This window comes from Mesorhizobium sanjuanii (assembly GCF_002529485.1).
In the GTDB taxonomy this organism is placed as follows: Bacteria; Pseudomonadota; Alphaproteobacteria; order Rhizobiales; family Rhizobiaceae; genus Mesorhizobium; species Mesorhizobium sanjuanii.
The window spans coordinates 31777-57847 of record NZ_NWQG01000017.1; the positions used below are offsets into that span (position 1 = coordinate 31777).

Consider the following 26071-nt stretch of genomic DNA (forward strand, 5'->3'; position numbering starts at 1 on the left):
TCACGTCGACAGATCCTCCAGTGGCATCGATATTTCAGCGAATACGCCTTCGGGCCGGTATTCGTGGGTCACTTCGCTGGAGATGACCTTGGCCAGGCTGCGGCGGATCAGGATCGAGCCGAAGCCCTGGCGTTCAGGCGTGACGACCGCAGGGCCGCCGCTCTCGCGCCAAGTCAGCACAAGGCGCCGCGCGCCTCTCCTGCCCAAGGTCTTCCAGCGGAGATCGACCTTTCCCGAAGGCGCCGACAGCGATCCGTATTGTAGCGCATTGCTGGCCAGTTCATGCAGTATCAGGCCAAGCCCGACCGCCTGGTCGGGCGAAAGCAGGAGGTCGGCGCCCGAGATCGTCATGCGCGGCTGCTTGACGCTGTCGAACGGTTTCACTTCGATCTGCACGAGCTCGCGAATGCCGATGCCGCGCCATTCGCGGTCGGACAGGAGGTTGTGCGCGACGCCGAGCGCCTGCAGCCTGGCGCCGAACGCCTGGAGGAATTCGCTTGGTTGGCGGGCATGGCGAACGGTCTGCGTTGCCAGCGCCTGCACCGTCGCCAGCGTGTTCTTGACGCGATGGTTCAGCTCGCGCAGTAGCAGCCGCTGCCGCTCTTCGCCGAGCTTGCGTTCGGTGATGTCGTAATTGACGCCGAAGATCAGCGTCGGCTTGCCGTCGCCGTCGCGCTCGATGACGCGGCCGCGCGTGGCGATCCATCGCGGCGGATCGAAGCCCTTGACGCGGTATTCGCCAAAATAGTCGTCGCTGCCGGTCAGCGCATCGCGAAAACGCGTCTCCGTCTGGTAGACGTCGCGCGGGTCGATGGCGGTCAGGATGTCGCGCGCCTTGAGCCGGTTCGAGCGCGGCAGATTGAACAGCTCGGACAGAAGGACATCGCATTCGATCATATCAGTGCGGATGTCCCACGCCCAGCTGGCGAGCGAGGCAGCGTCAAGGGCAATGGCGCGGCGCTTTTCCTCACGCGCAAGCGCGGCCTCTGCTATGGCGGCGTTGCGGGTAGCGTCCTTCAACGTGAACAGGCTGGCGGCAAGGCCGGCCAGCGCTTTCAGTTGTTCGAGCTTGGCAGCGGACGGAAATGCATGCGGCTTGCGGTCGAGCACGCAGAGCGTGCCGATCCGGGCACCTGCCACCACCATCGGTGCGCCGGCGTAGAAGCGGATATGGTGCGCGCCGGTGACCAGCGGATTGGCTGAGAAGCGGGGATCGACGGCGGCATCGGCCACCACCAACGGTTCGTCGCCCGCAGCGATGGCGTGGGCGCAGAAGGAAATGTCGGCCGCAGTCTCCGCCTCATCCAGACCGACACAGGATTTGAACCATTGCCGCTCGGCATCGATGAGCGTGACCAGCGCGATAGGCGCCTGCATCATTGCGGCGGCAAGTCTGCTGATTCGGTCGAAGTCAGGATCCGAGGCTGTGTCGAGCACGTCGAGACCATGCAGCACGGCAAGCCGGTCGGCATCCTCGACAGCGCGACGGACGTCGGCCGGCAGTACCGGCATTTTCTGGACTCGCTTATCCACCAAGCCCCCAAATTCGCCGGCTTGCCGTCATTGTCACCACGCCGCCATGCGCTGTTGTCCCAGGAACTTTCGTAACAGGGAATCGTTACCCAACACTACCTTGCCAGACGCCGGCGCCAACCAAGAGGGAGGCCAAACATGGCCAAGACCATTCCTGAAGACAAAGCCCGCCAAGGGCGCTGGGGCCGTCACGGCTTGCGTATCTTGATCGCCGCCCTGCTTCTGGCTTTCATCGCCTGGGGAATCGCCGAAATCTATGGCGAGATGATCGACAAGACACCGACGGCTGAACAGGGGGAGCTTCCCAAAGGCTGAAGCCCGCCAATTGACCATGCCGGTCTGCATCACGCGGCCTTCGCCTGGGCAGAGCGCGCCGGAACCAGAACGTTCAGCGCGCCGGGATGGATTTCGATCGTCGTTTCGCGCTCCAGTCCGACCAATTCGCCATCCATGACGGCACGGTATTTCCTGGCCGCCGAATGGATTTTCAGAACCACCCGGTCGGCCTGGTGGATTTCGACATGCTGACTGGCGCGCCATCTACCCCGCGCGATGTCGAAGAGGAACCCGACAAGCTCGCCGCGTTGCTGCGCCACCGTGACATAGATGCCGAGAACGCCGCCGGCCGGATTGTCGGCATAGGGCAGGTGGCCCTCCCCAAACAGATTGTTGGTGACGCCGATGCCGGTGGTGCGTGTCACAATTTCGGCCTCGCCGATGACCAGCGTCACTTTCATTGCCGGTGGATTCTTGATCGTCGCCCAAGCGGCCCGAGCCGAGGCCTTCATTTTCCCGAGCCGAGAACGGAACTCCATGTTTTGGCGTAGCTGCACCATTCTGGCATGCATGCCGATCGAGAACTGATGCACGAAGGGCCGGCCGTTGGCGGTTGCCACATCGACCGCGATCACCTCGCCGTCGGCGAAGGATTCCACGGCTGCGTCAAGCGTCTGCGGGACACCGAGCCCGCGCGCAAACAGGTTCATGGTGCCGGCCGGCAATATGGCAAGGGCCTTCTTCCCGCCCATCAGCCGCGCCGCGGCAGCCGAAATGGTGCCGTCGCCACCACCGGCCAGCACAATGTCGACGCTGCGTTTGGAAGCGATGCTGTCCAGTGCCGTGACGATGTCCTTGCCAGCAACGATATCGATTTCGAGGGAATGCCCCGCGGCCTCCAGCGTCCGGCGCATCTGGTTCGAAAAGAGGGAAAGATCGGTCGTGCGCAACGTGCCGCCATCCCGGTTCAGCACCGCCGCAAATCGCATGCCCCGCTCCATTTCTGCTGGCTGCCGCCAGGCAACCCGCCAAACCAGCCACACGCTGGAACGGGATGGCTGGAAAAAGGTTCCGCCGGCCCTGACCAAATCCAAGAGCAGATTCTACGGCCGGGTGCATGTTTAGGTGTGATTGAGAGCAGTCACCGAGACGTCGACCGGCGTGAACTCCGGATTCGCCACGCCGGCGTTTTTTCGGAACAACAGTGTGCTCGCGACGTTGTGAACACATAAGCGCCGCGTCGGATCGCCTTGGGCTCAATTGGCGTGGCGCATGAAAATCAGGCACGAGGAGAGACCATCATGATCCGTACACTATTAGCCACGACCGCACTCGCAACACTGATCGCAACAGGCGCTTACGCGCAGACCGCAACTACACCTGCACCTGCGCCCGCACAGGCTCCCGCCGCCCAAGATGCCGCTCCAGCCGATACCATGGCGCGCGCCGAGGGCAGCCTTGTTACCAACATCATCGGCGAATCGGTCTACAATGGCACAGGCGACGATGCCGAGAATATCGGCATGGTCAGCGATGTCGTCTTCGACGAAAACGGCCAAGCGAAATCCGCTGTCATCGGCGTCGGTGGTTTTCTCGGGATCGGTGCCAAGAATGTCGAGTTCGACTACGGCAAGCTGCAATGGGTCGAAAAGAATGGCGACCGTTGGCTGGTCGCTCAAACGACAAAGGACGAATTGACGGCTCAGCCGGATTTCGACAGCAAGGCCTATGAGCAGACCCCTGCTGCCTCGACCGATGCCATGGCGCCGGCGGCGCCTGCAGCCTCTCCCGACACAGCGCAGAATGCACCGGAGAAGCCTGTCGACTTGAATACCGCTCCCGCCGAGCCTGTGAAGCGTGCTGAGGGCAATCTTGCCACCAACATCATTGGTGAAACCGTCTACAATGGCACTGGCGACGATGCGCAAAACATTGGCGACGTCAACGATATCGTCTTGACCAAGGATGGAAAGGCCGAGTCGCTGGTCATCGGCGTCGGTGGCTTCCTCGGCATGGGCGAGAAGAGCGTGGCCTATGATTTTGCCAAGGCCGCGTGGGCCGAGAAGAACGGCGATCGCTGGCTGGTGGCCCAGACCACTAAGGAGGAGCTGACGGCGCAGCCGGATTTCGACCGCAAGCCCTATGATCCAGCCCCGGCGACCACGGCGTCCAACGATGTTACAACCCCGGCCCCGACGGCAGCTGCTCCGGCTGACACCGCCGCTCCGATGGACAAGACGGCCGAGGCTCCCGCTGCTGCGGCGCCCGATGCGAAAGCTACCGACCCGACCGAAACCGCGGCGATCGACAAGTCGACGCTGACCGAAATGCCTGTTGGCGAAATTCGCGGCGACGACTTGAAAGGCACCACCGTCTACGGCGCCAATGATGCCCGGGTCGGCGAGATCGGCGATGTCGTGCTGGCGCCCGACAGCAAGCCCGATGCGGTGATCGTCGATGTCGGCGGCTTCCTCGGCGTTGGCGAGAAGGAAGTCGCGGTCGGCATGGACAACCTCAAATTCATGACCGACAAGGATGGGAAGAAGTATCTCTACACCACCTTTACGAAGGAACAGCTCGAGGCTCAAACTGCCTATGACAAGGGCAGCTATGCCGAGAAGCGCGACCAGCAGCGGATGATGATGCAGTAGGGCAGTAGGGCAGTAGGGCAGTAGGGCAGTAGGGCAGTAGGGTTGGGCGTCCTAAACATATTGCCCCTGCTCCCCTTGCTGCCCTACTGTCTTAATTTACTGACGTATCCAACAACGCCGTCCTCCGTCAGCTCCGCCAGCGCAAGCGACTGGTCCAGATGCTCGGCCCGCCAGGCGAGCAGCCGTTCAGCAAACTCCAGCCGAATGGGCAGATAAGCGGGATCGGCGGCAAGGTTGTTCAACTCGCCCGCGTCATTTTCCAGGTCGAACAGAAGCGGCGGCAGGCCGCCGCCGAAATGCACATATTTGAATTTTTTGGTGCGGATGACGGCAAGGTTGCACTGGCGTGATGCGATGCCGAAATGCCGCTCGGCCTCGCATTCGGCAATCGAGCGGAAATCGAACTCCCAATGCGCCGCATCGCGCCAGTCCCCAGGCGCCTCGTTGTCGAGGAACGGCTTCAGCGAGCGTCCGTCGAGATGGGGCGGCGGGTGCTCCCCGAGCAGGTCGAGCAGCGTCGGCATTATGTCCACAGCCTCCGTGAAGCGATCGACGCAGGTGCCGACCGCCTTGCCGCGGCGAGGGTCGCGGACGATCAGAGGGATGTGGTAACTGCCGTCGAAGAAGCCGCCCTTGCCCAGCATGAAATGGTCGCCCATCATCTCGGCATGGTCGGACGTCAGCACGATGATGGTGTCGTCCCACGCATCCGCGGCCTTGACCGCCTGCCAGATGCGGCCAAGCTGCGCGTCGACTTCCGAGATCATGCCGTAATAGAGCGCGCGGATGCGGCGAAAATTATCGTCACCCCAGTCTCGCACCTTGTCCTTGGTGCCTGGGCGGAACTTGCTCCGTTGCTGCTGGCCCATATCGTAAGCAAGATAGGGATGGCTTTCCGCCTCTACCTGCCAATTTTCAGCCCGGCGGAAAGCCGGGCCATCGGCGGGATCGTACATCGTATTGTAAGGCTCCGGCACGATGAAGGGCGGGTGCGGGCTGATGAAGGAGAGATGCGCGAACCACGGCGCATCGCGCTCCTGTTCGCCAAGCCAGCGGAGGAACTCATCGGTGAGGAAAGCCGTGGGCGTCTCGTCTTTCGAATAGACCGGCGGCGCGTTGGTGACGGCGCAGCCGGTGCTGCCTGCTTCATTCGCCGGTCGATGGATATCGGGCGACCCGGCGCTGGCATCGACGCCGCGCAGTTTGAGCCAGGACAACCATGGCTTCTGATGCTCGGGCAAAAACTGGCGTACGGTGAAGCCGGGCAGCACGCCTTCATAACTCCTCAGCCCGGGGTCGCCCGGCGCCAGGGTGCGCGGATCGAGCGCCACATCGGTGTAGCCGAACAGGGTCGGATCATAGCCGAGGCCGCGCAAGGACAGCGCGACGTTGCCGTGACGGGCGTCAAGCGGCGTGCCGTTGCGGCAAACACGGTTGTTCATCTGGTAGAGGCCGGTATAGAGGCAAGCACGCGCCGGCGAACAGGGCGCTGCCCCGCCATAGTGCCGGCGAAACAGCACGCCCTCGGCGGCCAGCGCGTCGGCATTCGGCGTCCTCACCATTTTGTGGCCTGCAGCCGACAGGCAGTCGCCGCGCCACTGGTCGCAACTGATCAGGAGAATGTTTGGGCGTGTGCCTACCCTGGCCAATCCTGTATCCTCCTCATACGGTCCACATTGCCGCTCATGGAGCCGAAATTCGAGGAGGAAGCAATGCTCGCCTCCTTGCAAAATGGTGAACATAAATCTTCTTATTGTTCACTTTTAAAGCACAGTCCATTCTGTGTTTGCGGCCTTTGCCGCTGGTGGGTGGATTCTCATATTGGCGTGGAACAGCGGCAAGGGCCGCATAGGACAAGGAAGGAGCAACAAATGCTCGACCAGATCAAAGGGCTGCATCACGTCACTTCGATGGCCAGCGATGCGCGCCAGAACAACGAATTCTTCACGAAGAAGCTCGGCCTGCGCCGGGTCAAGAAAACCGTCAATTTCGACGCGCCGGACGTCTACCATCTCTATTATGCCGATGAGGTCGGCACGCCCGGTTCGGTGATGACCTATTTCCCGTTCCCCAATATCGGCAAGGGTCGCCATGGCGTTGGCGAGGTCGGCACCACTGTCTATTCGGTGCCCGAGGGCACGGTCGGCTACTGGGAGAAGCGTCTTGCCGATGAGGGCGTCGCCGGTCTGTCGCGCGACGAGACATTCGGCGAGAAGCGGCTTGCCTTCGCCGGCCCCGATGGCGACGGTTTCGCGCTGGTCGAGGACAAGTCCGATATGCGCGCGCCATGGCTGAAGGGCGGTGTACCTTCTGATGAGGCGATCCGCGGTTTTCACTCGGTGTCGCTCAGATTGCGGGATGGCGGCGCCACCGAAGAGCTGCTGAAGTTCATGGGCTATGATGAGGTCGATACATCCGGAAATGTCAGACGGCTGGCGGTGAAGGGCGGCAATGGCGCCGACGTTGTCGACATCGAAACGCTGCCGGGTGCGGGCTTCGCCGATCTCGGCGCCGGCTCAGTCCACCATGTCGCTTTCGCCGTCGAGAACCGTGCCAAGCAACTCGAGGTGCGCAAGGCGTTGATGGACACTGGCTACCAGGTGACGCCGGTGATCGATCGCGACTATTTCTGGGCGATCTATTTCCGCACGCCGGGTGGTGTGCTGTTCGAAGTCGCCACCAATGAACCGGGTTTCGACCGCGATGAAGACACCGCCCATCTCGGCGAGGCGCTGAAGCTGCCGTCGCAGCACCAGCATCTCAGGCCCTATCTGGAACAGCATTTGCAGAAACTCGAAGACTGAGGATCAGCTCATGAACAAGGATTCCTACGTCCATAAGGTGGCGCCCGGTTCGCCGGGCGGTCCGCTGCTCTTCGTTTTCCACGGCACCGGGGCCGACGAGAGCCAGCTTCTGTCGCTCGGGCGCGATCTCGCGCCGCAAGCCACCATCGTCTCGCCACGAGGCGATGTTTCGGAACAAGGCGCGGCGCGCTTCTTCCGCCGCACCGGCGAGGGCGTCTACGACATGGGCGACCTGGCGCGGGCGACCGACAAGATGGCCGGTTTCGTCAGGGCGCATGTCGAGGCGGCGAAGCCGTCATCGGTGCTTGGCCTCGGCTATTCCAACGGCGCCAACATACTGGCCTCGGTGGTGTTCGCGGCGCCTGACCTGTTCGATGGCGCTGTGCTGATGCATCCGCTGATCCCGTTCGAGCCTGAAGTGAGAGGCAGCCTTGCCGGCCGCCGCGTCCTGGTCACCGCAGGCAGCCGCGATCCGATCTGCCCGCCGAACCTGACCTCGCGGCTCGAAGCCTATTTGCGCGCTGATGGCGCCGATGTCACAGTGGAATGGCACGACGGCGGCCATGAGGTGCAGTCGAACGAGATCGAAGCAGCACGGCGGTTCCTGTCCGCCATGCCGGCTGAAGGAGTGTAAGTGATGCCTGACCAATTACCGGAGATCGAACTGGAAGACCGCGGCTCCAAGGGCCGCTATCTCCTGCGCGGACCAGATGGCGCCGAGGCGGAGATGACCTTCACCAAGATCGGCGAGCATCAGCTCATCATCGACCACACCGAAGTGCCGGATGTGTTTCGCGGGCAGGGCGCCGGGCTCCGTCTCGTCACCCGTGCGGTCGAGGACGCGCGCGCGGCGGGCAAGAAGATCATCCCGCTCTGTCCGTTCGCCAATGCCCAGTTCCGCCGCCATCCGGAATGGGCCGATGTGCTGAAGCAATAACAGGCGACGCCTGATGTGAAATGACGACGCGTGATGTGAATGATGGGGAAGGGCGCACGGCTTTGTCGTGCGCCCTTCCAATTGTTCGGACCTGCAGTCACAAAAGCATTATCGCCCTGGCATTTGCACGGATCGCCCGACTTGCCTAAGTAGGTAGCTAGCCCGCCGACGGGCCTACCGCTTCCTGCCGACCAACCAATCGAATGATCCCTTGATGACCGAAACCGACCTCGTTCCCGTCTTCGACGGCCACAACGACACGCTGCTCAGGCTCTACCAGTCGAAAGACGCGGATGTCGAAAAGCTCTTCATCGAGGGAACGCAAGGTGGCCATATCGACCTGCCCCGCGCGAAAAAGGGTGGATTTGCCGGCGGCATGTTCGCGATCTTCCCACCGCCGGTCGAGAAATCGAGGCGCAGCGCGGTTCCGCCGGCACCCAGCGATAGCGAGCCTCTGCCGCCCGAGGTTCCCCACGCCGATGCGCTTGCTTCTACTGTCGCCATGGCCTCCATCCTGTTCAGGCTGGAACGTGCCGCGGCGCTCACCGTGTGCCGGAGTGCCGGCGACGTACGACATGCGATGGCGCAGGGTTCGATCGCGGCCGTGTTCCACATCGAGGGGGTCGAGGCGATCGACACCGAACTGACCATGCTCGACGTGCTGCACGCCGCCGGCCTGCGCTCGCTCGGTATCGTCTGGAGCCGTCCGAACGCCTTCGGTCACGGCGTGCCGTTCCGTTTTCCGTCGTCGCCCGACACCGGGCCTGGACTGACCGATGCGGGCAAGGCGCTGGTCAAGGCCTGCAACAAGCTCAAGATCATGATCGATCTATCCCATCTCAACGAAAAGGGGTTTCGCGACGTCGCCAAAATCAGCGACGCACCGCTGGTCGCGACCCATTCCAATGTGCACGCGATCTGCGGCCACTCCCGCAACCTCACCGAATGGCAGCTTGGCGCGATCCGTGACTCGGGCGGCATGGTCGGGTTGAACTTCGCCACCGGCTTCCTGCGCGAGGACGGCAGGATGAATGCCGACACCAGCCTCGACATCATGGTGCGCCATGTCGGTTCACTGCTGCAGGCGCTAGGCGAAGACGGCGTTGGCCTGGGTTCGGATTTCGATGGCGCCATGATCCCGGCCCCGATCGGTGACGTTACCGGATTGCCGAAGCTTATCGATGCGTTCGCCGCGCGCGGCTTCGGACGCGCGCTGATCGAGAAGATCGCCTATCGCAACTGGCTCAGTATGCTGGAAAGGACGATCGGGTAGGGCATGCTGATATTCAGGTGACGCCGGCCTGCGCGTGGCGGCTACCTGCGCTTCTGGTACTCACGGACCGAAATGTCCGCTCCGTTCCGGTTTTCGGACCCACCTTTCTCGGCTCGGCCTAACCTGAATCTCAACATACGGTAGCGGGGCGCCTTATTTGAGACCCATGCGTTGCAGCCAGTCCTGGCCGACGCCGCGATCACGGATGATGGGTAGCGGATCAGTGGAGTCCAGCCGCGCGCAGATGCGGTAGGCTTCGAGCGTCTCGGCGCTCATCTCGCCGCGCTTGTAGAAGAACATCGCCGCGGCATAGCGCGTGCGGCCCGACCATTTTTCACCGAGCGGCGTGTTGACCAGTTCCCACTGCTCGGCGGCTTCCTCGTCGGCGTCATGCTTGTCGTGCTCGTCCGTCATGATCAGAAATCCGCCGGTGGATTGGCGGTGCGGCGGCCGAGCTTGATGAAGGGTCGCGGCACCACCTTGGCCCGCTTCATCAGCTTCTGATACTGCAACTCGCGCATGGCGTAGATTTCGACCCAGAGGTCGTCGACCATCGTATCGCCGAACGGTCGCGCCAGCGAGGCGATGGCGATGTTGCGCTTGGCCATTGGCGACCACACGGCGGCGCTGACCAGCCCGACCTCCTTGCCCTTGCGATGATAGACGATGGCATGTTCGGCCGGAATGTTGCCCTCGATCTCCAGCCCGACCAGCACATGCCGCAGCCGATGCTTGGCGCGGGCCTCGAGGATGGCGCGGCGGCCGTTGAAATGGCCCTTCTCCAGGTCGATCATGAAACCGAGCCCGATCTCGTCCGGCATGCGCAAGCGGTCGGGCCGAACCGCGTGCTCGGAGGTGACGAAGTCGGCATTGGCAACGATCAGCCCGGCTTCGAGCCGGGCGCGGTTGAGCGCGGTGTAGCCGATGGCGCGGATGCCGCGCAGTTCACCCGCCGCCATCAGCCGGTCCCAGAGGCTGAGCGCCTGCTCAGCCGGCACGAACAGTTCGTAACCGAGATCGCCGGTGAAACCGGTGCGCGAGATGATCACCGTGCCGTCATCATGCACGAACTCGGCCAGATCGAAGATCTTCAATCGTTCGACTCCGGCAAAACCGGCATCGCGCAGCACGGCAAAGGAAGTCGGGCCTTGCAGCGCAAGACCCGCGACGGCCTCGGTCTCTTCTTCGACGGTGACGTTGAAACCAAGGGCGCTGTCCAGCAGCCAGGGCAGATGCCGCTCCTGCGAGCACAGCCGGAAGCGTGTCGGCGAAAGTCGAAAAAGCGTGCCGTCGTCGAGGACGAACCCCTCGTCGTCGCACCAGGCGGTGTAGTGGACGCGTCCTGCTTTCAGTTTGGTCACGTCACGCAATGTTACGCGGTTGAGGAAGGCCTCGGCGTCCTTTCCCTCGATCCGGTATTTCGTCATAGGCGAGATGTCGAAGAGGGCCGCTTGGCTGCGAATGGCGAAATATTCGAGCTCTTCATCCCACAGCGAATGCGGAGCGCGATAGCCGGCCCAATTGTACCAGTCATTGGTCCTGGCCAGCGCATCGATGCGCGGCTGGAACGGCGTGCCGAGCCGCAGCATGCGGAAATGAGATTGCGCCGCTTTGCGGGCTGGGATGACCGGGCTCGTTGGCGCGCTGGATTGTCTTTTTATCGCCTGTGCCATGACCTAGCCCTTCATCGCGATGATGCGTCTTGCTGCATTCAGCCCTGGCGCGCCGGAAACGCCGCCGCCCGGATGCGATCCGGCGCCAGCGAGGAACAGCCCCTCGACCGGCGTGTCGTAGCCAGACCAGCCGGAGACGGGCCGCGACATCAGCATCTGGTCGGCCTGCAATTCGCCGTGATGCCAGTGGCCGCCCGGCATCCTGTAGCGGGCCTCGATATCGGCCGGCGTCAAAAGCTCGGCATGGAGCACGGTCTTGCCGATCCCAGGCGCATAGGTCTCGAGCTGAGCCATGATCGCCTCGATGAATTTCGGCTTGCCCGCGCTCCAGCCCTCCTTCAGCGCATAGGGTGCGTATTGCACCACGGCCGACAGCACACAGGCACCGCTGGGCGCCAGCGATGGATCGGCGAGGCTGGGCAGCGTGATCTCCATCACCGGTTCAGGTGAGAATTCGCCGTATTTCGACGGATTGAAGGCGCGCTCGACATGATCGGGCGAAGGCGCGATGACCAAGCGGCCCTTGTGGCCGGCGGCATCGACGCCGGTGAATTCGGGCTGCCGGTCGAGCGCCAGATGAAGCTTCGCTGCATCGCCCTTCATGCGGATGTCTTTCACCTTGCGCACGAAGCCGGTATCGATCTCGCGCGGTCCGACAAGATCGAGAAAAATGATCGCCGGATTGATGGCCGAGACGATCGTTCTGGCGCGGACCTCCTCGCCATTGTCGAGCGTAACGCCAATGGCGCGGCCTTTCTCGACGATGATCTTCGCTACCGGTGTCCCCGTGCGGATCGTCGCGCCGGCCTTTTCCGCCGCCGCGCGGATGACGGCGACGATCGCGCCCATACCGCCCTTCGGCAGTATCTGCGCGCCGGCCGTGCCAGCGGTTTCGCCCGCCAGCCGGTAGTAGAGACCGAGCAGCGAGGTCGGCGAACGCGGGCCGAGATGGCTGCCCAGCGTCGCGTCGAAGGCGAGCAGGCCTTTCAGGCGGTCGTCGGCAAGTTGTTCGTCGAGCAGGTCAGCGACGTTCATCAACAACACGCGCAGGAAATCGCGCATGTCTTCCTTGCCGAGTTTCTTCAGGGCCAACGCGGTCTGGCCGAGTGCTGCCGTCTCGAGCAGCGACATGCCGCCGAGATCGGGCGGGCGGCGCGCGAGAAACGGTTTCAATATGCCGGCATAGCGCAGCAACTGAGCGCGCAACTCTTTCCAGGCAGATTGTTCTGACGGGTTGGCGCCGGTCAGCACCTCGCCATAGGCGCCATGCAGGACAAGCGGCGGGCCGTCGGTCGACAGCGCCACCGATGGCACGAAATCACCGCGCGTGAATTGCAGCCCATACTTCTCCAGTTCCAGCGTCTTCACGACATCGGGATGGAGCCGGTTCAGCAGGTGGGCAACGGAGGAGACGCGAAAGCCGGGTGCGAATTCCTCGGTGCGCGCCGCGCCGCCGACATCGCCGGCGGCCTCCAGCACCAGCACCTCGCGGCCGGCCTTCGCCAGCGTGGCGGCAGCGACGAGGCCATTGTGGCCGCCGCCGATGACAACAACATCAAATGACGTCATGGGCCGGGCTCATATGGTGAATTGGCTTGGCGAGGTCGCGCAGGATCTCGGCCGCGGCATTGCGGCCGGGTGCGCCCATGACGCCACCACCGGGATGGGTGGACGAGCCGCAGATATAGAGCCCGCCGACAGGTGAGCGATATTGCGCGTAGCCCGGCACCGGGCGGTTGAACAAAAGCTGGTCGAAGGTCAGTTCACCCTGGAAGATGTTGCCTTCGGTGAGGCCGACCTCGGCCTCGATCTCGCGCGGCGTGCGCACCTCCATATGGACGATGCGATCGCGCAAGCCCGGCGAGTATTCGGTGATCTGCGAAATCACGCTTTCGGCAAAACCATCGCGGTCGGCATCGGTCCAGTCGCGGCCGTTCACCTTCGGCGGGGCGTATTGCACGAAGCAGCTCATGAAGTGCTTCCCCGGCGGCGCCATGGTCGGATCAAGTGTCGTCGGGATGACCATGTCGAGGAAGGGGTCCGCCGACCAGCGTCCGGCCTTCCAGTCGTCATAGGCGCGCTCCATGCGCTCCATGGAATCTGTGAAATGCATGTCGCCGCGATAGACCGGAGAGTCCTTCGGCAGTGCGGGGAATTCGGGAAGGGAATCGAGCGCGATGTTGACCTTGCCGGAGGAGCCGCGGATCTTGAAGTTCCTGACCCGGCGCAGGAAGATGTCGGGCAGTTCCTTTTCCTCGACCAGCTTGAGGAAGGTGCGCTTCACGTCGGCGTTGGAAACGACGAGCTTGCCATGGATCTCCTCGCCGTCTGCAAGGATGACGCCTTTGGCCTTGCCGCGCCGGACTAGCACATGATCGACCTCGGCGCCGGTGCGGATTGTGCCGCCGGAAGCCTGGAAGGACGCGGCGAGCGCCTTGGTGACGGCGCCCATGCCGCCGCGCGCATAGCCCCAGGCGCCGACTGAGCCGTCGACCTCGCCCATATAGTGGTGCAGCAGCACGTAAGCCGTGCCCGGCGACATCGGCCCGAGCGCGGTGCCGATGATGCCGGACAGAGCGAAGTTGGCCTTGATGACATCGGTCTCGAAATATTCGTCGAGGAAGTCGGAGATCGACATGGTCCAGAAGCGCAGTGTCAGCGCCATTTCCTCGGCCGACAGCCCGGCGAATTTCTTGCCGAGATAGAGCAGTTCGCCGAGGTCGCGGGGCCGCAAGCTGGTCGGGTCGGGCGCCGTGCGCATCAGCAGCGGCTGGATGAAGCGGCACTGCCGTGTCACGTCGCGGGCGTAACGGTCGTAGGCTTCCGCGTCGCGCCTGGAGAAGCGGGCAAACTCACGCCGATGGGCGTCGTGGTCGCGGTAGTTGGCGAGATAGTCGCCGTCGCGGGTGAAGACCGCGCCGCCCTCGTAGGAAATCACCTGCAGGCCGAATCGCGGCAATTCGAGGTCGCGCATGATCTCGGGGCGAAACAGCGAGCAGACATAGGAGCAGTTGGAATAGAGGAAGCCGGGCGTCAATTCGCGACTGGTGGCCGCGCCGCCGACCCAGTCGTTCTTTTCGACGACCAGCACGTCGAGCCCGGCGCGCTGCAGGTAGCAGGCGTTGACCAGACCATTGTGTCCGCCGCCGATGACGATCGCGTCCCACGCCTTCATATGCGCTGAGCCCTCATGACGTCCGACCCTTCATTCGCGTGATCCGCTCCCCGGATGTGCGGAATTTGGCATGGCAGCCGGCATTTTGTCCAGCTATTCTGAATGAATGTTCAACAAATGATGTTGCGTTTTTCCGAACATGCGCTAGGTTTTGCCGATAGTCGGGAATGGGTTTTCGAGGGTTGGGACCGAGGTCTGATGATCGAAACGGCGGACGCCGAGCCGGAATATGACGACACCGCCATCCGCTTCCTCGAGGCGCTGTGGGGCGATGGTTATCTGTCGCCGGGCGGGCCGGAGGAGGTCGACCGCGTTGTCGAAGGGGTTTCGCTCAAGGGCAAGACGATCCTCGACATAGGCTGCGGCTCGGGGGCATCACGCTGCATCTGGTCGAGCGCCATGGTGCTGCCCACGCCACCGGTTTCGATGTCGAGCGCCCGGTGATCGAGACGGCCAGGCAAAGAGCGGCTGCTCGCGGGCTTTCCGATCGCGCCAATTTCGTCCAGGCGCCGCCCGGACCACTACCTTTCGCGGATGCTTCCTTCGATGTCGTCTTCTCCAAGGACGCGCTGCTGCATGTGCCCGACAAGGATGGGCTGTTCGCCGAGATCTTCCGCGTGCTGAAGCCGGGGGGCGTCTTCGCCGCTTCGAACTGGATGATCTCGCATGACGGCGAACCATCGCCCGAAATGAAGGCCTATGTCGCCGCGGAAGGGCTGTCCTTCACCATGGCGTCGCCGTCGCGCTATGCGCAGGCGATGCGCCGCGCAGGCTTTGCCGACGTCAGCGTGCGCGACCGCAATCCCTGGTACCGTGAGGTAGCGCGCGAGGAACTCGCCCGCCTCAAGGGGCCGCTCTATCCCGTGGTCGCGGCGGCAGTTGGGGCGGCCTATGTCGACAAGAATATACGAACCTGGGAAGCCATGCAGAAGGTGCTTGACAGCGGCGAGCACCGTCCCACTCATCTTCGCGGTCGAAAGCCGGTTGGATAGCCGGCGATGCTGGAGACCGTCACGCCAATGAAGACAGCAGAGGCCAGGGAAGCCGTCCTTGAGTCAGCTCGGAAAAACGGGGAGTCAGCGCGGAAAAACGAGACCGAAAAACGCGGCCGCAAGGCGTCGAAGGAAGTCAGGCAGCTGCAGCTGATCGAGGCGACAATCGATTCTTTGGCCAAACGCGGCTATTCGGAGACGACGATGGCCGACGTCGCCGACGGCGCCGGCCTGTCACGCGGCATCGTCAATTTCCATTTCGAGAGCAAGGAAAAGCTGCTCGTCGCCACTCTGGCATACATGGCCGACGAATATGCCGCGCATTGGCGCGCGGCCCTCACCAGAGCCGGTGACGATCCCGCCCGCCAGTTGCGGGCCCTGGTCGCCGCCGATTTCGATCGCTCGATCTGCAACAAGCGCAAGCTGGCCGCCTGGTGCGCCTTCTGGGGCGAGGCCAAGTCGCGCCCGACCTATCAGGCGCTGTGCGGCGCGCGCGACGCCGCCTACCAAAAGATATTCATCGACCTTTGCGCGGCGCTCAAAGAGAGCGGCGACTATGCCTATGAGCCGCAGGTGATGGCGCTGGCGCTGAGCGCCATGCTGGAGGGCCTGTGGCTGCGGCTGATGATGGGCACCGAGGACGTGACCCGCGAAAGCGCTTTGCAGGCGGCGAACGAATTCCTGTCGGCGGCATTTCCGAAACACTATCCATGGGCCAGCGGCCCCAAGAAGGCTTGAAGCAAAAACCAAAAGAGGATGGAACAGCAATGAAGACAATGACCCGACGCCTGACACTGACTTTGGCGCTGACTGGTGCGCTGGCGGCTTCGGCCGCCGCACTTGCGGTTGCCGCGGACAAGGACCTGATCGTCTTTGATTGGTCCGGCTACGAGGATCCCAGCTTCCACCAGAAATATGTGGAGAAGAATGGCGATTCGCCGACCTTCACCTTTTTTGGCGACGAGGACGAGGCGTTCGAAAAAGTCCGTTCCGGCTTCAAGGCCGATCTTGGCCATCCCTGCTCGCAGAGCGTGGTGAAATGGCGCGAGGCCGGCCTGCTGCAGCCGCTCGACACCTCGAAGATATCGGCCTGGAAAGACCTCAATCCCGGCATCATGGCGATGAAGGATCTCGCCACCACCGCTGACGGCAAGGCCTGGTTCATGCCCTGGGACTGGGGCAATACGCAGCTCACCTACAATTCCGACAAGGTCGACGCCAAGGATGTGCAGTCGCTGAAGGCTTTCGCCGATCCCAAGTTCAAGGGCAGGGTTTCCATCGGCGACAATGTCGACGACGCCTATGCGCTGGCCAGCCTTGCCATCGGGCTCAAGGACTGGACCAAGATGACGGACGACCAGTTCAAGCAGGCGTCCGACTTCCTGCGCGAGGTGCACAAGAATGTGCGCTCCTACTGGACCGACTCCACTGACATCGTCCAGTTGTTCAGCGGCGGCGAGGTCGATCTCGCCTGGGCATGGAATGATGCGACAGTGCAATCGGTCGCCGCCGGCGTGCCGATCAAGGCCAAGAAGGACACCGACGAGGGCATTTCGACCTGGGTCTGCGGCTATGTGCTGTTCAAGGACGCGCCCGGCAATACCGACAAGGCCTATGACTACCTGAACGCCATCAACGATCCGGAAGTCGCCAAGGTCCTGGTCAAGGACTGGGGCTACGGCCAGGCCAATGCCAAGGGCATGGAAGGTGTCGATCAGGCGGTGTTGAAGGAGAAGGGCTACGACGACGTGCAGAAATTCGTCGACAAGACGCTGTTCCAGTCACCGGTCCCCTCCGAGCTCAAGCTCAAGATGATCGCCGAATTCGAGAAGATCAAAGCCGGCTATTGAGCCCTGTTTGGCTTGACCCGTCCGCCTGCCGATATGGTCGGCGGACGGGCTCGCCAAAGCCTGGGAATTCTCCTAACCTCGCTTGGACGAGTTCGCGACGGGGGAATTTCCAGCCATGAAGTCCATGCTTCGCAGCTTTGCCATCGCCGCCGCATGCACGATTGGCGCTGGCGTCCACCTCGCATTCGCGGCAGGCGGCGGCGACCTCGTAGTGTTCGATTGGTCGGGCTATGAGGATCCGCTGCTCCATCCCGCCTACACCACCAAATATGGCGCTGAACCGACCTTCGCCTTCTTTGGCGACGAGGACGAAGCCTTTCAGAAGATGCGGGCCGGCTTCAAGGCCGATATTGCGCATCCTTGTTCGCAAAGCGTGGTGAAGTGGCGCGAGGCCGGCATGCTGCAGCCGCTCGACACGTCAAGAATCACCGGCTGGAAGGACCTCAATCCAGGCATCATGGCGATGAAGGATCTCACTACTGCCGCCGACGGCAAGGTCTGGTTCATGCCTTTCGACTGGGGCAACACATCACTGCTCTACCGCACCGACAACGTGACGGCGGAAGAGGCGCAGTCGCTGAGGATCCTTGCAGACCCGAAATTCAAGGGGCGCGTCACCATTGGCGACAATGTCGACGACGCCTACGCCCTGGCGAGCCTGGTCATCGGTCTCAAGGACTGGACCAAGATGACGGACGCTCAGTTCAAGGAAGCTTCCGATTTCCTGCGCGACGTGCACAAGAACATCCGCTTCTACTGGACCGACGACACCGACATCAACCAGGCGTTCTCAGGCAACGAGGTCGACCTCGCCTGGGGTTGGAATGAGACGTTTGTGACGCTCAAGAGCCAGGGCGTGCCGATCGCCATGAATCGCGGCACCAAGGAAGGCATATCGACCTGGGTGTGCGGCTATGTGTTGATGAAGGATGCGCCGGGCAATCTCGACCAGGCCTATGATTTCCTGAACGCGGTCAATGCGCCTGCCGTGTCGGACTATATGGTCACGACATTCGGCTATGGCCACGGCAACGCCGCCGGCATGGCGGCGATCGAGCCTAAGCTGCTGGCCGAGCGGGGCTTCGACAATCTCGACAAATTCCTCGACAAGACGCTGTTTCAGCAACCGGTGGCGCCGGAGCTCAAGCAGCGGATGATCGACGAATTCGAGAAGATCAAGGCCGGCTATTGAAGCGCGGAGCTGAAAGAGCCGATGTCGTCATCGTCGGCGCCGGTTTCACCGGACTATCGGCGGCGCTGGAACTAAAGAAGGCCGGCATCGATTTCCTGCTGCTCGAAGCGCGCGACCGTGTTGGCGGACGCGTGGAATCCAGACTCAATGAACTCGGCGAGCGCATCGACAGCGGCGGCCAGTTCCTGTGCGAGGACATGCCGGAACTGATGGCGCTGGTTGAAGTGCGCGGCAAGACACTGGTCGAGACATTTGTGGATGGTGATTTCATCACCCACCCATCGATGTCCGTCGAACAGGCGGAGCGGACCTATGTCACAGCGATGGCGATCCGCGGACGCATGAATGGGATCGAGCCTGACGACCCCTCTATAGCCGGATTAACCGTTGCCGCTTGGCTCGACCGCCAGACGGACTCGGCTGACGCCAGGGCGGCCTTCCGCTCGATGATCGAGGGTCTGTGGTGCCTGGCGCTGGAAAAGATGCCGCTCTGGCACCTGATCGACAACGACCGCCGCATCACCAACGAGGTGCCGGAGCTGCAATATTCCTTGCGCGAGACCATGCAGTCGCTGGCTGACGACCTGGCGGGTGATCTCGGCGACCATGTGCGATTGAGCGAGCCGGTGATGCGGGTCGAGCGTGCGCGGCAAGGCGTGCGCATCGTCTCGGGCGGCGGCGTCATCGGAGCGCGCGAAGTCTTGATCGCATTGCCGCCGGCCACTGCCGCCAAGCTCGATTTTCAGCCCGCCTTGCCGGCAGCCTTGAAGAAGGCCCTTGACGTCTGGGAAAGCGGCGCGGTGATCAAGATCCTGGTCCGCTATGCCAGGCCGTTCTGGCGCGATCGGAGTTTGAGCGGCATGGTGATGTGGCGCGACCTGCCGGGCCTGTTTGCCTGCGACGCCAGCAAGGACGACGACCATGCCGCGCTGGTCGTCTTTATCGGCGGGCCGTTGGCGCTGCGCTGCCACAAGCTGGGCGAGGCGGCGCTGCGTGCCGAAGTCACGGCCAAGCTCGTGGACGCGCTCGGTCCGGATGCGGCCGATATTCTCGATTTCAGCCAGCGAGACTGGACGGATGACCGCTGGAGCGGCGGTGCCTATAGCGACCTTATTGTCGACGTGACGGCAAGGGAGGCAGAGCGCACGATCCTTGCCGGCGCGCCGCCGGTCCATTTCGCCAGCTCAGAACTGTCGCCATCATTTCCCGGCTATGTCGAGGGCGCAATCGTGGCGGGGCGGATGGCGGCAAAGCGAATGATCGAGGAGATTGGAGCAGAATGACAAATGCCTCGAAGATCGCAGTTGTCGGCGCTCTTGCGGCGGTTGCCGGGTTTGCAGTGGGTTACTATTTATCGCCGAAGCCAATCAGGATTGCCGAACTCGATAATGGCCTGAAGAAGGTTTGTGAATACTCGGCGAACTCACTTCAAGCCGCCGTTCAAGCCGGGTGGCCGATCAACTCATTTGCTGTTTGGGATTCCGACGGGCGAGCGCATTACCACGTGCTGAACCAGTTGGGTAACGTCAAATGCCAGTTCGATCCGGAGCTTACTATCGTCTATCTCCGGAATCGTGGATTGGTCGAGATCAACGATCTTAAAACGCTACTTCAGAACTCTCGGAAGGCAGGCGACCGTCGATTGGCTGGCTATCTGTCTGCTGAGTTGCAGACGAAATAGGTTCAGTCCGCCATCGCCACCAGCGCCTCGGGGTCGTAGGCGAGGCGGATCGAGGTGCCGACGGGGATGTCGTCGGCGCCGAAATCATTGGTCTCGGTCACCGACAGCGGTTTTTCCAGCCCTGGTATCTCTACGATCAAATGGGTGATCTCGCCGAAATAGTGGCGCTCGACCACCTTGCCCGCCACCTCGAATTTGGCCGTCGCATTGTCCCACAGCACGCGCAGGCGCTCGGGCCTGATGCCGAGCGTGGCCGCTCCGCCATTGCGGATGAAAGCCTTCGGCTTGTCGGTCTTGATGCGCCCGAACCCCAGCGTGTCGACAACCAGCGACGCGCCGTTCTCCTCGACGATCTCTGCCTTGACGAAGTTCATGCCGCCGAGGAAGTCGGCGACCTGGCGGTTGACGGGGCGCTGGTAGATCTCCTTGGGCGAGGCGATTTGCGCGATCCTGCCGCCAAACATCACGGCGATACGATCGGACATGGCCAGCGCCTCGTACTGGTCGTGGGTGACCAGCACGAAGGTGATGCCGACCGCCTGCTGCAGGCGGCGCAGTTCGACCTGCATCTGCTCGCGCAGCTTCTTGTCCAGCGCCGACAGCGGTTCGTCGAGCAGCAGCACCTTAGGCCGCATCACCAGGGCGCGGGCCAGTGCGACGCGCTGGCGCTGGCCGCCGGAAAGCTCGGTGGCGAGGCGCTTGCCAAGACCGGTCAGCGAGACCTGGGCCAGCGCCTCTTCGACCCTGCGCTTTTCCTCCGCCCTTTCGAGCTTCAGCCGCTTCAGCCCATAGGCGACATTCTGCTCGACATTGAGGTGCGGGAAGATCGCATAGCTCTGGAACACCATATTCGTTGGCCGGCGGTTGGCGGGAATGCCCTCCATCGCCTGGCCGTCGACCGAGATCGAGCCGCTGGTCGGATTGTCGAAACCAGCAATCATGCGCAGCAGCGTGGTCTTGCCGCAGCCGGACGGACCGAGCAGCGAGAAGAACTCGCCCTCCTTGATGGTCAGCGAAGCATCGTCGAGCGCCTTGAAGGCGCCATAGCTGCGGCTGACGCTTTTGATCTCGATCATTGGCCGATCGGTTTGGAGGCGTCCGGTCTGAGGCCGCTCAGGCATAGAGGCCTCCCTCGTTCTGGGTGCGTTTGGCCGCGCGACGGCGCAGGATTTCGGCAATTGTCATCAACAGGAAAGAGGCAGCCAGCAACAGCGTGCCCAGCGCCAGAACGCCAGGCAGCTTCGAGGCAAAGCGCAATTGGCCCCAGATATAGATCGGCAGCGTCGCCTCGGTGCCGGTCAGGAAGAAGGCGATGAGGAACTCATCGAGCGAAATGGTGAAGCAGACGAGCAGGCTGGAAATGATCGCCGGCGCCACCATTGGCAGCGTCACGCGCCGGAAAGTGCCGAAGGCGCTCTCGCCGAGATCGGCCGAGGCTTCCTCCAGGCTGCGGTCGAAGCCCTCGAAGCCGGCGGTCAGCACCGTCATCGAATAGGGAATGCAGACCAGGACGTGGCCGAGCACGACGGTGAACAGCGACAGGCTCAGGCCGAGTTGCAGTATCACCAACAGCAAAGAGATGGCGACGATGATTTCGGGCAGCACCAGCGGCGCCATGATCAGGCCGTTGATGGCGCGGCGGCCGGGATAGCGGTAGCGGGTGATCGAACGGGCGGCGAGGATGCCGAGAACCGTGGACAGGATGGCGGCCGACACGCCGACGACCAGGCTGTTCCAGGCGGCGTCGAGCAATGCCGGCGTGCGCGGCAGATCCTCATACCATTTGAGGGTGAAGCCGGAGAGCGGGAATTTTGGCGTCGCGGCCGTGTTGACCGAGAAGATCGGCAGGAAGATGACCGGCAGATAGAGGAAGACGACGTAGAGAAATGCATAAGCCGACAGCCAGCCATTGGCCAGGAAGCGCCGCATCGCCGTCATCGCGCCAGCCTCATCGCGCCAACCTCTGGGCGGCACGCAGGATCAGAACGGTGGCGCCGGCTATCAGCGTGACGATCAGCATGGTGGTGACCGAAAGTGCGGCGCCCAGCGGCCAGTTGGAGGCCTTGCCGAACTGGGCCTGGATGGCATTGGCGATCATGACGCCGTCCTTGCCGCCGACAAGCTTGGGCGTGACATAGTCGCCGACGGTCGGGATCATGACGATCAGCGCCGCCGAGATGACGCCCGGCGCCGACAGCGGCAGCGTCACGCGCAGGAAGGAGCGAATGGGACCGTCGCCGAGATCCTTGGCCGCCTCTACCAGCGTGCGGTCGACCTTTTCCAGCGAGACGAAGATCGGCAGGATGGCGAAAGCCGCCCAGGCATGGGTCAGTGTGATGATGACGGCACTCGAATTGTAAAGCAGCGCCGTTGATGGCTCGTCGATGACTCCAAGTCCCATCAGGCCGGAATTCAAGACGCCGTTATAGCCGAGGATCACCTTCCACGACATCACGCGCAGGAGATAGCTGGTCCAGAACGGGATGGTGATCAGGAACAGCCACAGGCTCTTGTGGCGGCCGCCATGGAAGGAGATGAAGTAGGCGATCGGATAGGCGAGCACCACCGTGAAGAAGCTCACCGTCAGCGAGATGTAGAGCGAACGCCAGAGCAGGTCGCGATAGATCGGCTCGGTCAGCGCGACGCGGTAGTTCTCCAACGTGAAGGTGCGGTCGATGGTGAGGTAATTCTGCGTCCAGAAGGAATGCGCGATGACCACCAGGATCGGCAGGACCAGAAGTATGAGCGCGTAGAGAAAGGTCGGGCTGATCAGGGCAAAGCCCTGGACGGGTTCGGACTGCAGAAGGGCGTTTCGTCTGGCCCGCGTCATGCCGAACGCGGGCGACCCTTCCGCAGCCGCCGTCATTGCAAGCCCTCCGGCAGGGCCCAGGGCGTGATTTCGGTTGCTGGCGCGGATTGGCCTGCCATGCGGCGTCCCATTCTAGAGACCGGCTGCTTGTTCCCACTTTTATGCCTGGAGCGTGACCGAACGCGAAACTTGGGTGCCCGCGTTTGCCGATCGCACTCCGAGCTTGCCGGCTTTCTTTCATCATGAGCGCATCCGCGGATTGAAATCAAGCGCTATTTCTGTAATATTGATTGAACGGACATTCAAAATGAAGTGAAAAAACCAGTTTTCCCGCAGTCGGCGGCGGGCTTGGTGTCCGATGAAAATTCGCGACGAGACAATGCGAGGCGATGATGGCGGCTGCGAGGGATCTGAGGGCGACCGGAATGGCCGGGCCTGGCGATGAGGATGCCGTCGATCTGGCCAGGCGTCATCTCATCCAGCCCTGGCCGTTTGCTGGCTCGGTCGGCGAGGAAGCGCGCGCGCTGATCGGCGAGGGCGACGGCATCTATATCACCGACAGCACTGGCAAAAGACTGATCGACGGACCGGCCGGCATGTGGTGCATCAATATCGGTCATCGCCGCGAGGAGCTTGCCAAGGTGATGTACGACCAGGCGATGGCCCTGTCCTACAACACGCCATGGTACACGATGAACGCGCCATCGGCCGAGCTTGCGATGCGCATCGCCGGCCATGCGCCCGGCGACCTCAGCCATGTCTTCTTCACCACGGGCGGCTCTTCGGCCGTCGAGACGGCGCTGCGCTTCATGCAGTTCTACAACAATGTGCGCGGCCGCCCGGAAAAGAAGCTGATCCTGAGCCGTGGCGGCGCCTATCACGGCTCGACCTATCTGTCGGCCTCGCTCAACGGACGCCCGCGCGACCGCGACTGGATGGATGGCGCCGACGAGCTCGTCGTCAAATTGTCGTCGCCCGATCCGTTCCGCCGGCCAAAAGGCATGAGCCTTGCCGCCTTCACCGATGGCCTCATCGATGAATTCCGCGATACCGTCGCCCGCGTTGGCACTGAGCGGATCGGCGCTTTCGTCGGCGAGCCGGTGCAGGCGTCGGGTGGCGTCATCGTGCCGCCCGACGGTTACCTCAAGCGCATCCGCGAGATCTGCCGCGACAACGATATCCTCTATATCTCCGACGAGGTGGTGACCGCCTTCGGCCGGCTCGGCCATGTCTTCGCTTCCGGCGACGTCTTCGGCATCGACCCCGATATGATCACCTTCGCCAAGGGCGTGACGTCAGGCTACTTCCCGCTCGGCGGCGTCATCATCTCGGAACGGCTGCTGCAGGAATTGCGCCGCTCTAACCACCCTGACGCGATGTTCGGTCATGGGCTGACCTACACCAGCCATCCGATTGGCTGCGCGGTGGCGCTGAAGAACCTCGACATCCTGGAAGACAGCGTGCTTGCCCATGCGCGCGAGGTCGCGCCCTATTTCCAGGCGCAACTGAAGACGCTGGAGGAGCTGCCGCTGGTCGGCGAGGTGCGCGGGCTCGGGCTGATGGGCTGTGTCGAATGCGTGGCCGACCGCGAAAGCAAGGATCCATTGCAGCTCGACAAGAATGTCGGCAAGCGCATCGACGCGCATTGCCACGAGCTTGGCCTTTTGGTCAGGCCGCTGATCAACATGTGTGTGATGTCGCCGCCGCTGATCATTTCGCGAGAGCAGATCGACGACATGGTGAGGATCCTGCGCGAAGGCATTTCGCGGACAATGGACGATCTCAGGAAAGAAGGCGTGTGGCGGGGGTGAGGCGGGCAAATCTCCCCCCCTTGAGGGGGAGATGTCGCCAAAGGCGACAGAGGGGGTTGGTTCGACCGGGCGCGACCTCCCGCGGCAGATGGAGGTTGGCGCTCTATGTGAGGCGACCCCCTCTGGCCTGCCGGCCATCTCCCCCTCAAGGAGGGAGATTGGCAGCTTCGACGCCTCGCCTTACACTTGCGACCTCAGCGCGTCGTTCAGCGCCCACATGTCCTTTTCCTCAGGCGCGGTCTCCAGCCCGAGCACGGGCACCTGCTTGCGCAGATGGTCGTGGTGGGTGCGCACGCCATATTCGAGATCGGAGAGATAGAAACCCTCGAAGGCTTCGGACAGCATGGATTCGTTCGACCAGACGGAAAGCTGCACGTCCTCGTTCATGGTGTCGCGGTCGATGCGGTAGGCGAGGTAGCGCGCCGCCGCCTGCTCCCTGGTTTCGTCGGGATAGCGGTAGATGGCGCCGCGCAGCAGCGTCTCGCCGGTCGACAGCGGGAACTCCTGATAGAACTGCACCGATTCCGGCATGATCGACAGCGCGTTGTTGGGGAAGATGCCGTAGTAGATCCAGGCCTTGCGCAGGTGTTCCGGCAGGTGCGCCGCCGCGGGTGCGAGCTTGATATACTGGGCTACACTCCAGCGCCTTCCGGCATGCGGATTATAGGTGGCGAAGGAGCGCGACACGCCGTTGATGAAAGGCTCGTCGAAATAGGTCGCGCCGTAGAGGTCCTGCAAGGCGGGATGGGCCATGGCGACATGGTAGCCTTCATTGTCGACATCGCGCACCGACTTCCAGTTGACCGGCGACTTCTGGGTCCAGATGCCCCAGGACGGCACCATATCGGCGACGCCGTAATGCGTCATCTCGGCCTCGATCGGCTTCAGCAATTCGGCCACCGACGGCTGCGGGCCGCCCTTGCGGAAGCGGATGAAGATGAAGCCCATCCAGATTTCGAGGTCGAGCGGCATCAGGCCGAATTCGGTCTTGTCGAGGTCGGGGAAGGAGCGCGGGCGGGCAGCACCGCGCAGCGTGCCGTCGAGATTGTAGACCCAGCCGTGGAAGGGGCAGACCAGCGCATTCTTGCAGGTGCCCTGGCTGTCGGCGACGACGCGGCTGCCGCGGTGGCGGCACATATTGTTGAAGGCACGCACGACGCCGTCCTTGCCGCGCACGATCAGCGCCCGTTCGCCGACCACGTCCATGGTCAGATAGTCGCCGGTATTCGGCATGTCGGAGATATGGCCTGCGATCTGCCAGTGATTGCGGAAGACGTATTCTTTCTCGAGTTCGAGAAGGGCGTTGGAATGATAGCTCCAGCCCGGCAAGCCCCGCCGGTCCCAATCATTGGGGATCGCCACGTCACGGAGGTGCGGGTTCATAAGCGGCTCTTTATTTGTTGAATACTCATTC

25 protein-coding genes are annotated in these 26071 nt (G+C 62.7%); 14 read left to right on the forward strand and 11 right to left on the reverse strand.

Going from position 1 to position 26071, the window contains the following annotated elements:
* Window positions 1-1512 (reverse strand): sensor histidine kinase, encoded by a 1512-nt coding sequence (locus CN311_RS03855; protein WP_097572069.1) that lies wholly within the window; start codon window positions 1510-1512, stop codon window positions 1-3.
* Window positions 1513-1671: 159 nt separating this feature from the next.
* On the opposite strand from CN311_RS03855, the gene CN311_RS32440 reads away from it, so the two are divergent.
* Window positions 1672-1848, forward strand: coding sequence for a hypothetical protein (locus tag CN311_RS32440; protein WP_097572070.1), 177 nt, complete (start codon window positions 1672-1674; stop codon window positions 1846-1848).
* 29 nt (window positions 1849-1877) lie between these two features.
* Here the strand turns inward: CN311_RS32440 and CN311_RS03865 are convergent, their stop codons facing one another.
* On the reverse strand, window positions 1878-2798 hold the full coding sequence (locus CN311_RS03865) for a diacylglycerol/lipid kinase family protein (RefSeq protein ID WP_097572094.1): 921 nt from the start codon (window positions 2796-2798) through the stop codon (window positions 1878-1880).
* A gap of 312 nt (window positions 2799-3110) precedes the next feature.
* Here CN311_RS03865 and CN311_RS03870 point away from each other — a divergent pair, with 312 nt between their 5' ends.
* Window positions 3111-4460 (forward strand): PRC-barrel domain-containing protein, encoded by a 1350-nt coding sequence (locus tag CN311_RS03870; RefSeq protein WP_097572071.1) that lies wholly within the window; start codon window positions 3111-3113, stop codon window positions 4458-4460.
* Window positions 4461-4543: 83 nt separating this feature from the next.
* Here the strand turns inward: CN311_RS03870 and CN311_RS03875 are convergent, their stop codons facing one another.
* A complete protein-coding gene (locus CN311_RS03875; RefSeq protein ID WP_097572072.1) occupies window positions 4544-6109 on the reverse strand; it encodes an alkaline phosphatase family protein in 1566 nt (521 codons plus the stop codon).
* Window positions 6110-6331: 222 nt separating this feature from the next.
* On the opposite strand from CN311_RS03875, the gene CN311_RS03880 reads away from it, so the two are divergent.
* The 4 genes from CN311_RS03880 to CN311_RS03895 all read left to right on the forward strand — a co-directional run bounded on the left by CN311_RS03880 (window position 6332) and on the right by CN311_RS03895 (window position 9474).
* Window positions 6332-7264 (forward strand): VOC family protein, encoded by a 933-nt coding sequence (locus CN311_RS03880; protein WP_097572073.1) that lies wholly within the window; start codon window positions 6332-6334, stop codon window positions 7262-7264.
* 10 nt (window positions 7265-7274) lie between these two features.
* Window positions 7275-7898 (forward strand): alpha/beta hydrolase, encoded by a 624-nt coding sequence (locus tag CN311_RS03885; protein WP_097572074.1) that lies wholly within the window; start codon window positions 7275-7277, stop codon window positions 7896-7898.
* Between the two features lie 3 nt (window positions 7899-7901).
* Window positions 7902-8201 carry a GNAT family N-acetyltransferase gene (locus tag CN311_RS03890; RefSeq protein WP_097572075.1) on the forward strand — a complete coding sequence of 100 codons (300 nt, stop codon included), beginning with the start codon at window positions 7902-7904 and terminating at the stop codon, window positions 8199-8201.
* A gap of 214 nt (window positions 8202-8415) precedes the next feature.
* The gene (locus CN311_RS03895) at window positions 8416-9474 is read left to right on the forward strand and encodes a dipeptidase (protein WP_097572076.1); all 1059 of its coding nucleotides are present in this window, start codon (window positions 8416-8418) and stop codon (window positions 9472-9474) included.
* Between the two features lie 153 nt (window positions 9475-9627).
* Here the strand turns inward: CN311_RS03895 and CN311_RS03900 are convergent, their stop codons facing one another.
* Genes CN311_RS03900 through CN311_RS03915 form a run of 4 tightly spaced genes read right to left on the reverse strand, consistent with a single transcriptional unit; the run spans window position 9628 to window position 14322 of the window.
* Entirely contained in the window at window positions 9628-9888 is a 261-nt protein-coding gene (locus tag CN311_RS03900; protein ID WP_097572077.1) for a hypothetical protein, read from the reverse strand.
* A 2-nt stretch (window positions 9889-9890) separates the two neighbouring features.
* Complete coding sequence (locus tag CN311_RS03905; RefSeq protein WP_097572078.1) at window positions 9891-11147, reverse strand: aminomethyl transferase family protein; 1257 nt, start codon at window positions 11145-11147, stop codon at window positions 9891-9893.
* A gap of 3 nt (window positions 11148-11150) precedes the next feature.
* Window positions 11151-12716, reverse strand: a complete 1566-nt coding sequence (locus CN311_RS03910) for a phytoene desaturase family protein (RefSeq protein WP_097572079.1) — start codon at window positions 12714-12716, stop codon at window positions 11151-11153.
* Window positions 12703-14322, reverse strand: a complete 1620-nt coding sequence (locus tag CN311_RS03915) for a phytoene desaturase family protein (protein WP_097572080.1) — start codon at window positions 14320-14322, stop codon at window positions 12703-12705. Before CN311_RS03915 ends, CN311_RS03910 begins: the two co-directional genes overlap by 14 nt.
* A gap of 198 nt (window positions 14323-14520) precedes the next feature.
* On the opposite strand from CN311_RS03915, the gene CN311_RS33255 reads away from it, so the two are divergent.
* The 7 genes from CN311_RS33255 to CN311_RS03945 all read left to right on the forward strand — a co-directional run bounded on the left by CN311_RS33255 (window position 14521) and on the right by CN311_RS03945 (window position 20037).
* A complete protein-coding gene (locus CN311_RS33255; protein ID WP_245440722.1) occupies window positions 14521-14766 on the forward strand; it encodes a hypothetical protein in 246 nt (81 codons plus the stop codon).
* Window positions 14709-15314 (forward strand): class I SAM-dependent methyltransferase, encoded by a 606-nt coding sequence (locus tag CN311_RS03920; protein WP_245440721.1) that lies wholly within the window; start codon window positions 14709-14711, stop codon window positions 15312-15314. Before CN311_RS33255 ends, CN311_RS03920 begins: the two co-directional genes overlap by 58 nt.
* Window positions 15315-15320: 6 nt before the next feature.
* A complete protein-coding gene (gene betI, locus CN311_RS03925; RefSeq protein WP_097572081.1) occupies window positions 15321-16052 on the forward strand; it encodes a transcriptional regulator BetI in 732 nt (243 codons plus the stop codon).
* A gap of 29 nt (window positions 16053-16081) precedes the next feature.
* Window positions 16082-17164: an ABC transporter substrate-binding protein gene (locus CN311_RS03930; protein ID WP_097572082.1), complete on the forward strand. Its 1083-nt coding sequence runs from the start codon at window positions 16082-16084 to the stop codon at window positions 17162-17164.
* Window positions 17165-17279: 115 nt separating this feature from the next.
* Window positions 17280-18356: an extracellular solute-binding protein gene (locus CN311_RS03935; RefSeq protein ID WP_097572095.1), complete on the forward strand. Its 1077-nt coding sequence runs from the start codon at window positions 17280-17282 to the stop codon at window positions 18354-18356.
* Window positions 18353-19639 (forward strand): flavin monoamine oxidase family protein, encoded by a 1287-nt coding sequence (locus CN311_RS03940; RefSeq protein ID WP_097572083.1) that lies wholly within the window; start codon window positions 18353-18355, stop codon window positions 19637-19639. The genes CN311_RS03935 and CN311_RS03940 overlap by 4 nt, the downstream gene beginning before the upstream one ends.
* Window positions 19636-20037 (forward strand): calponin homology domain-containing protein, encoded by a 402-nt coding sequence (locus CN311_RS03945; protein WP_097572084.1) that lies wholly within the window; start codon window positions 19636-19638, stop codon window positions 20035-20037. Before CN311_RS03940 ends, CN311_RS03945 begins: the two co-directional genes overlap by 4 nt.
* Window positions 20038-20039: 2 nt before the next feature.
* Here CN311_RS03945 and CN311_RS03950 read toward each other — a convergent pair whose 3' ends face one another.
* Genes CN311_RS03950 through CN311_RS03960 form a run of 3 tightly spaced genes read right to left on the reverse strand, consistent with a single transcriptional unit; the run spans window position 20040 to window position 22903 of the window.
* The gene (locus CN311_RS03950) at window positions 20040-21113 is read right to left on the reverse strand and encodes an ABC transporter ATP-binding protein (RefSeq protein WP_097572085.1); all 1074 of its coding nucleotides are present in this window, start codon (window positions 21111-21113) and stop codon (window positions 20040-20042) included.
* 37 nt (window positions 21114-21150) lie between these two features.
* The gene (locus tag CN311_RS03955; protein ID WP_097572086.1) at window positions 21151-21975 is read right to left on the reverse strand and encodes an ABC transporter permease; all 825 of its coding nucleotides are present in this window, start codon (window positions 21973-21975) and stop codon (window positions 21151-21153) included.
* Between the two features lie 10 nt (window positions 21976-21985).
* Window positions 21986-22903 carry an ABC transporter permease gene (locus CN311_RS03960; RefSeq protein ID WP_097572087.1) on the reverse strand — a complete coding sequence of 306 codons (918 nt, stop codon included), beginning with the start codon at window positions 22901-22903 and terminating at the stop codon, window positions 21986-21988.
* A gap of 335 nt (window positions 22904-23238) precedes the next feature.
* Here CN311_RS03960 and CN311_RS03965 point away from each other — a divergent pair, with 335 nt between their 5' ends.
* Window positions 23239-24657 carry an aminotransferase gene (locus CN311_RS03965; protein ID WP_097572096.1) on the forward strand — a complete coding sequence of 473 codons (1419 nt, stop codon included), beginning with the start codon at window positions 23239-23241 and terminating at the stop codon, window positions 24655-24657.
* Window positions 24658-24837: 180 nt separating this feature from the next.
* Here CN311_RS03965 and CN311_RS03970 read toward each other — a convergent pair whose 3' ends face one another.
* Window positions 24838-26040 carry an aromatic ring-hydroxylating oxygenase subunit alpha gene (locus tag CN311_RS03970; RefSeq protein ID WP_097572088.1) on the reverse strand — a complete coding sequence of 401 codons (1203 nt, stop codon included), beginning with the start codon at window positions 26038-26040 and terminating at the stop codon, window positions 24838-24840.
* Window positions 26041-26071 lie beyond the last annotated feature (31 nt).

Coding starts and splice junctions, on each gene's coding strand:
- CN311_RS03855 (WP_097572069.1), bottom strand. CDS start 1,512: ATGCCGGTACTGCCGGCCGACGTCCGTCGCGCTGTCGAGGATGCCGAC.
- CN311_RS32440 (WP_097572070.1), top strand. CDS start 1,672: ATGGCCAAGACCATTCCTGAAGACAAAGCCCGCCAAGGGCGCTGGGGC.
- CN311_RS03865 (WP_097572094.1), bottom strand. CDS start 2,798: ATGCGATTTGCGGCGGTGCTGAACCGGGATGGCGGCACGTTGCGCACG.
- CN311_RS03870 (WP_097572071.1), top strand. CDS start 3,111: ATGATCCGTACACTATTAGCCACGACCGCACTCGCAACACTGATCGCA.
- CN311_RS03880 (WP_097572073.1), top strand. CDS start 6,332: ATGCTCGACCAGATCAAAGGGCTGCATCACGTCACTTCGATGGCCAGC.
- CN311_RS03885 (WP_097572074.1), top strand. CDS start 7,275: ATGAACAAGGATTCCTACGTCCATAAGGTGGCGCCCGGTTCGCCGGGC.
- CN311_RS03890 (WP_097572075.1), top strand. CDS start 7,902: ATGCCTGACCAATTACCGGAGATCGAACTGGAAGACCGCGGCTCCAAG.
- CN311_RS03895 (WP_097572076.1), top strand. CDS start 8,416: ATGACCGAAACCGACCTCGTTCCCGTCTTCGACGGCCACAACGACACG.
- CN311_RS03900 (WP_097572077.1), bottom strand. CDS start 9,888: ATGACGGACGAGCACGACAAGCATGACGCCGACGAGGAAGCCGCCGAG.
- CN311_RS03905 (WP_097572078.1), bottom strand. CDS start 11,147: ATGGCACAGGCGATAAAAAGACAATCCAGCGCGCCAACGAGCCCGGTC.
- CN311_RS03910 (WP_097572079.1), bottom strand. CDS start 12,716: ATGACGTCATTTGATGTTGTTGTCATCGGCGGCGGCCACAATGGCCTC.
- CN311_RS03915 (WP_097572080.1), bottom strand. CDS start 14,322: ATGAAGGCGTGGGACGCGATCGTCATCGGCGGCGGACACAATGGTCTG.
- CN311_RS33255 (WP_245440722.1), top strand. CDS start 14,521: ATGATCGAAACGGCGGACGCCGAGCCGGAATATGACGACACCGCCATC.
- betI (WP_097572081.1), top strand. CDS start 15,321: ATGCTGGAGACCGTCACGCCAATGAAGACAGCAGAGGCCAGGGAAGCC.
- CN311_RS03930 (WP_097572082.1), top strand. CDS start 16,082: ATGAAGACAATGACCCGACGCCTGACACTGACTTTGGCGCTGACTGGT.
- CN311_RS03935 (WP_097572095.1), top strand. CDS start 17,280: ATGAAGTCCATGCTTCGCAGCTTTGCCATCGCCGCCGCATGCACGATT.
- CN311_RS03945 (WP_097572084.1), top strand. CDS start 19,636: ATGACAAATGCCTCGAAGATCGCAGTTGTCGGCGCTCTTGCGGCGGTT.
- CN311_RS03950 (WP_097572085.1), bottom strand. CDS start 21,113: ATGATCGAGATCAAAAGCGTCAGCCGCAGCTATGGCGCCTTCAAGGCG.
- CN311_RS03955 (WP_097572086.1), bottom strand. CDS start 21,975: ATGACGGCGATGCGGCGCTTCCTGGCCAATGGCTGGCTGTCGGCTTAT.
- CN311_RS03960 (WP_097572087.1), bottom strand. CDS start 22,903: ATGACGGCGGCTGCGGAAGGGTCGCCCGCGTTCGGCATGACGCGGGCC.
- CN311_RS03965 (WP_097572096.1), top strand. CDS start 23,239: ATGGCGGCTGCGAGGGATCTGAGGGCGACCGGAATGGCCGGGCCTGGC.
- CN311_RS03970 (WP_097572088.1), bottom strand. CDS start 26,040: ATGAACCCGCACCTCCGTGACGTGGCGATCCCCAATGATTGGGACCGG.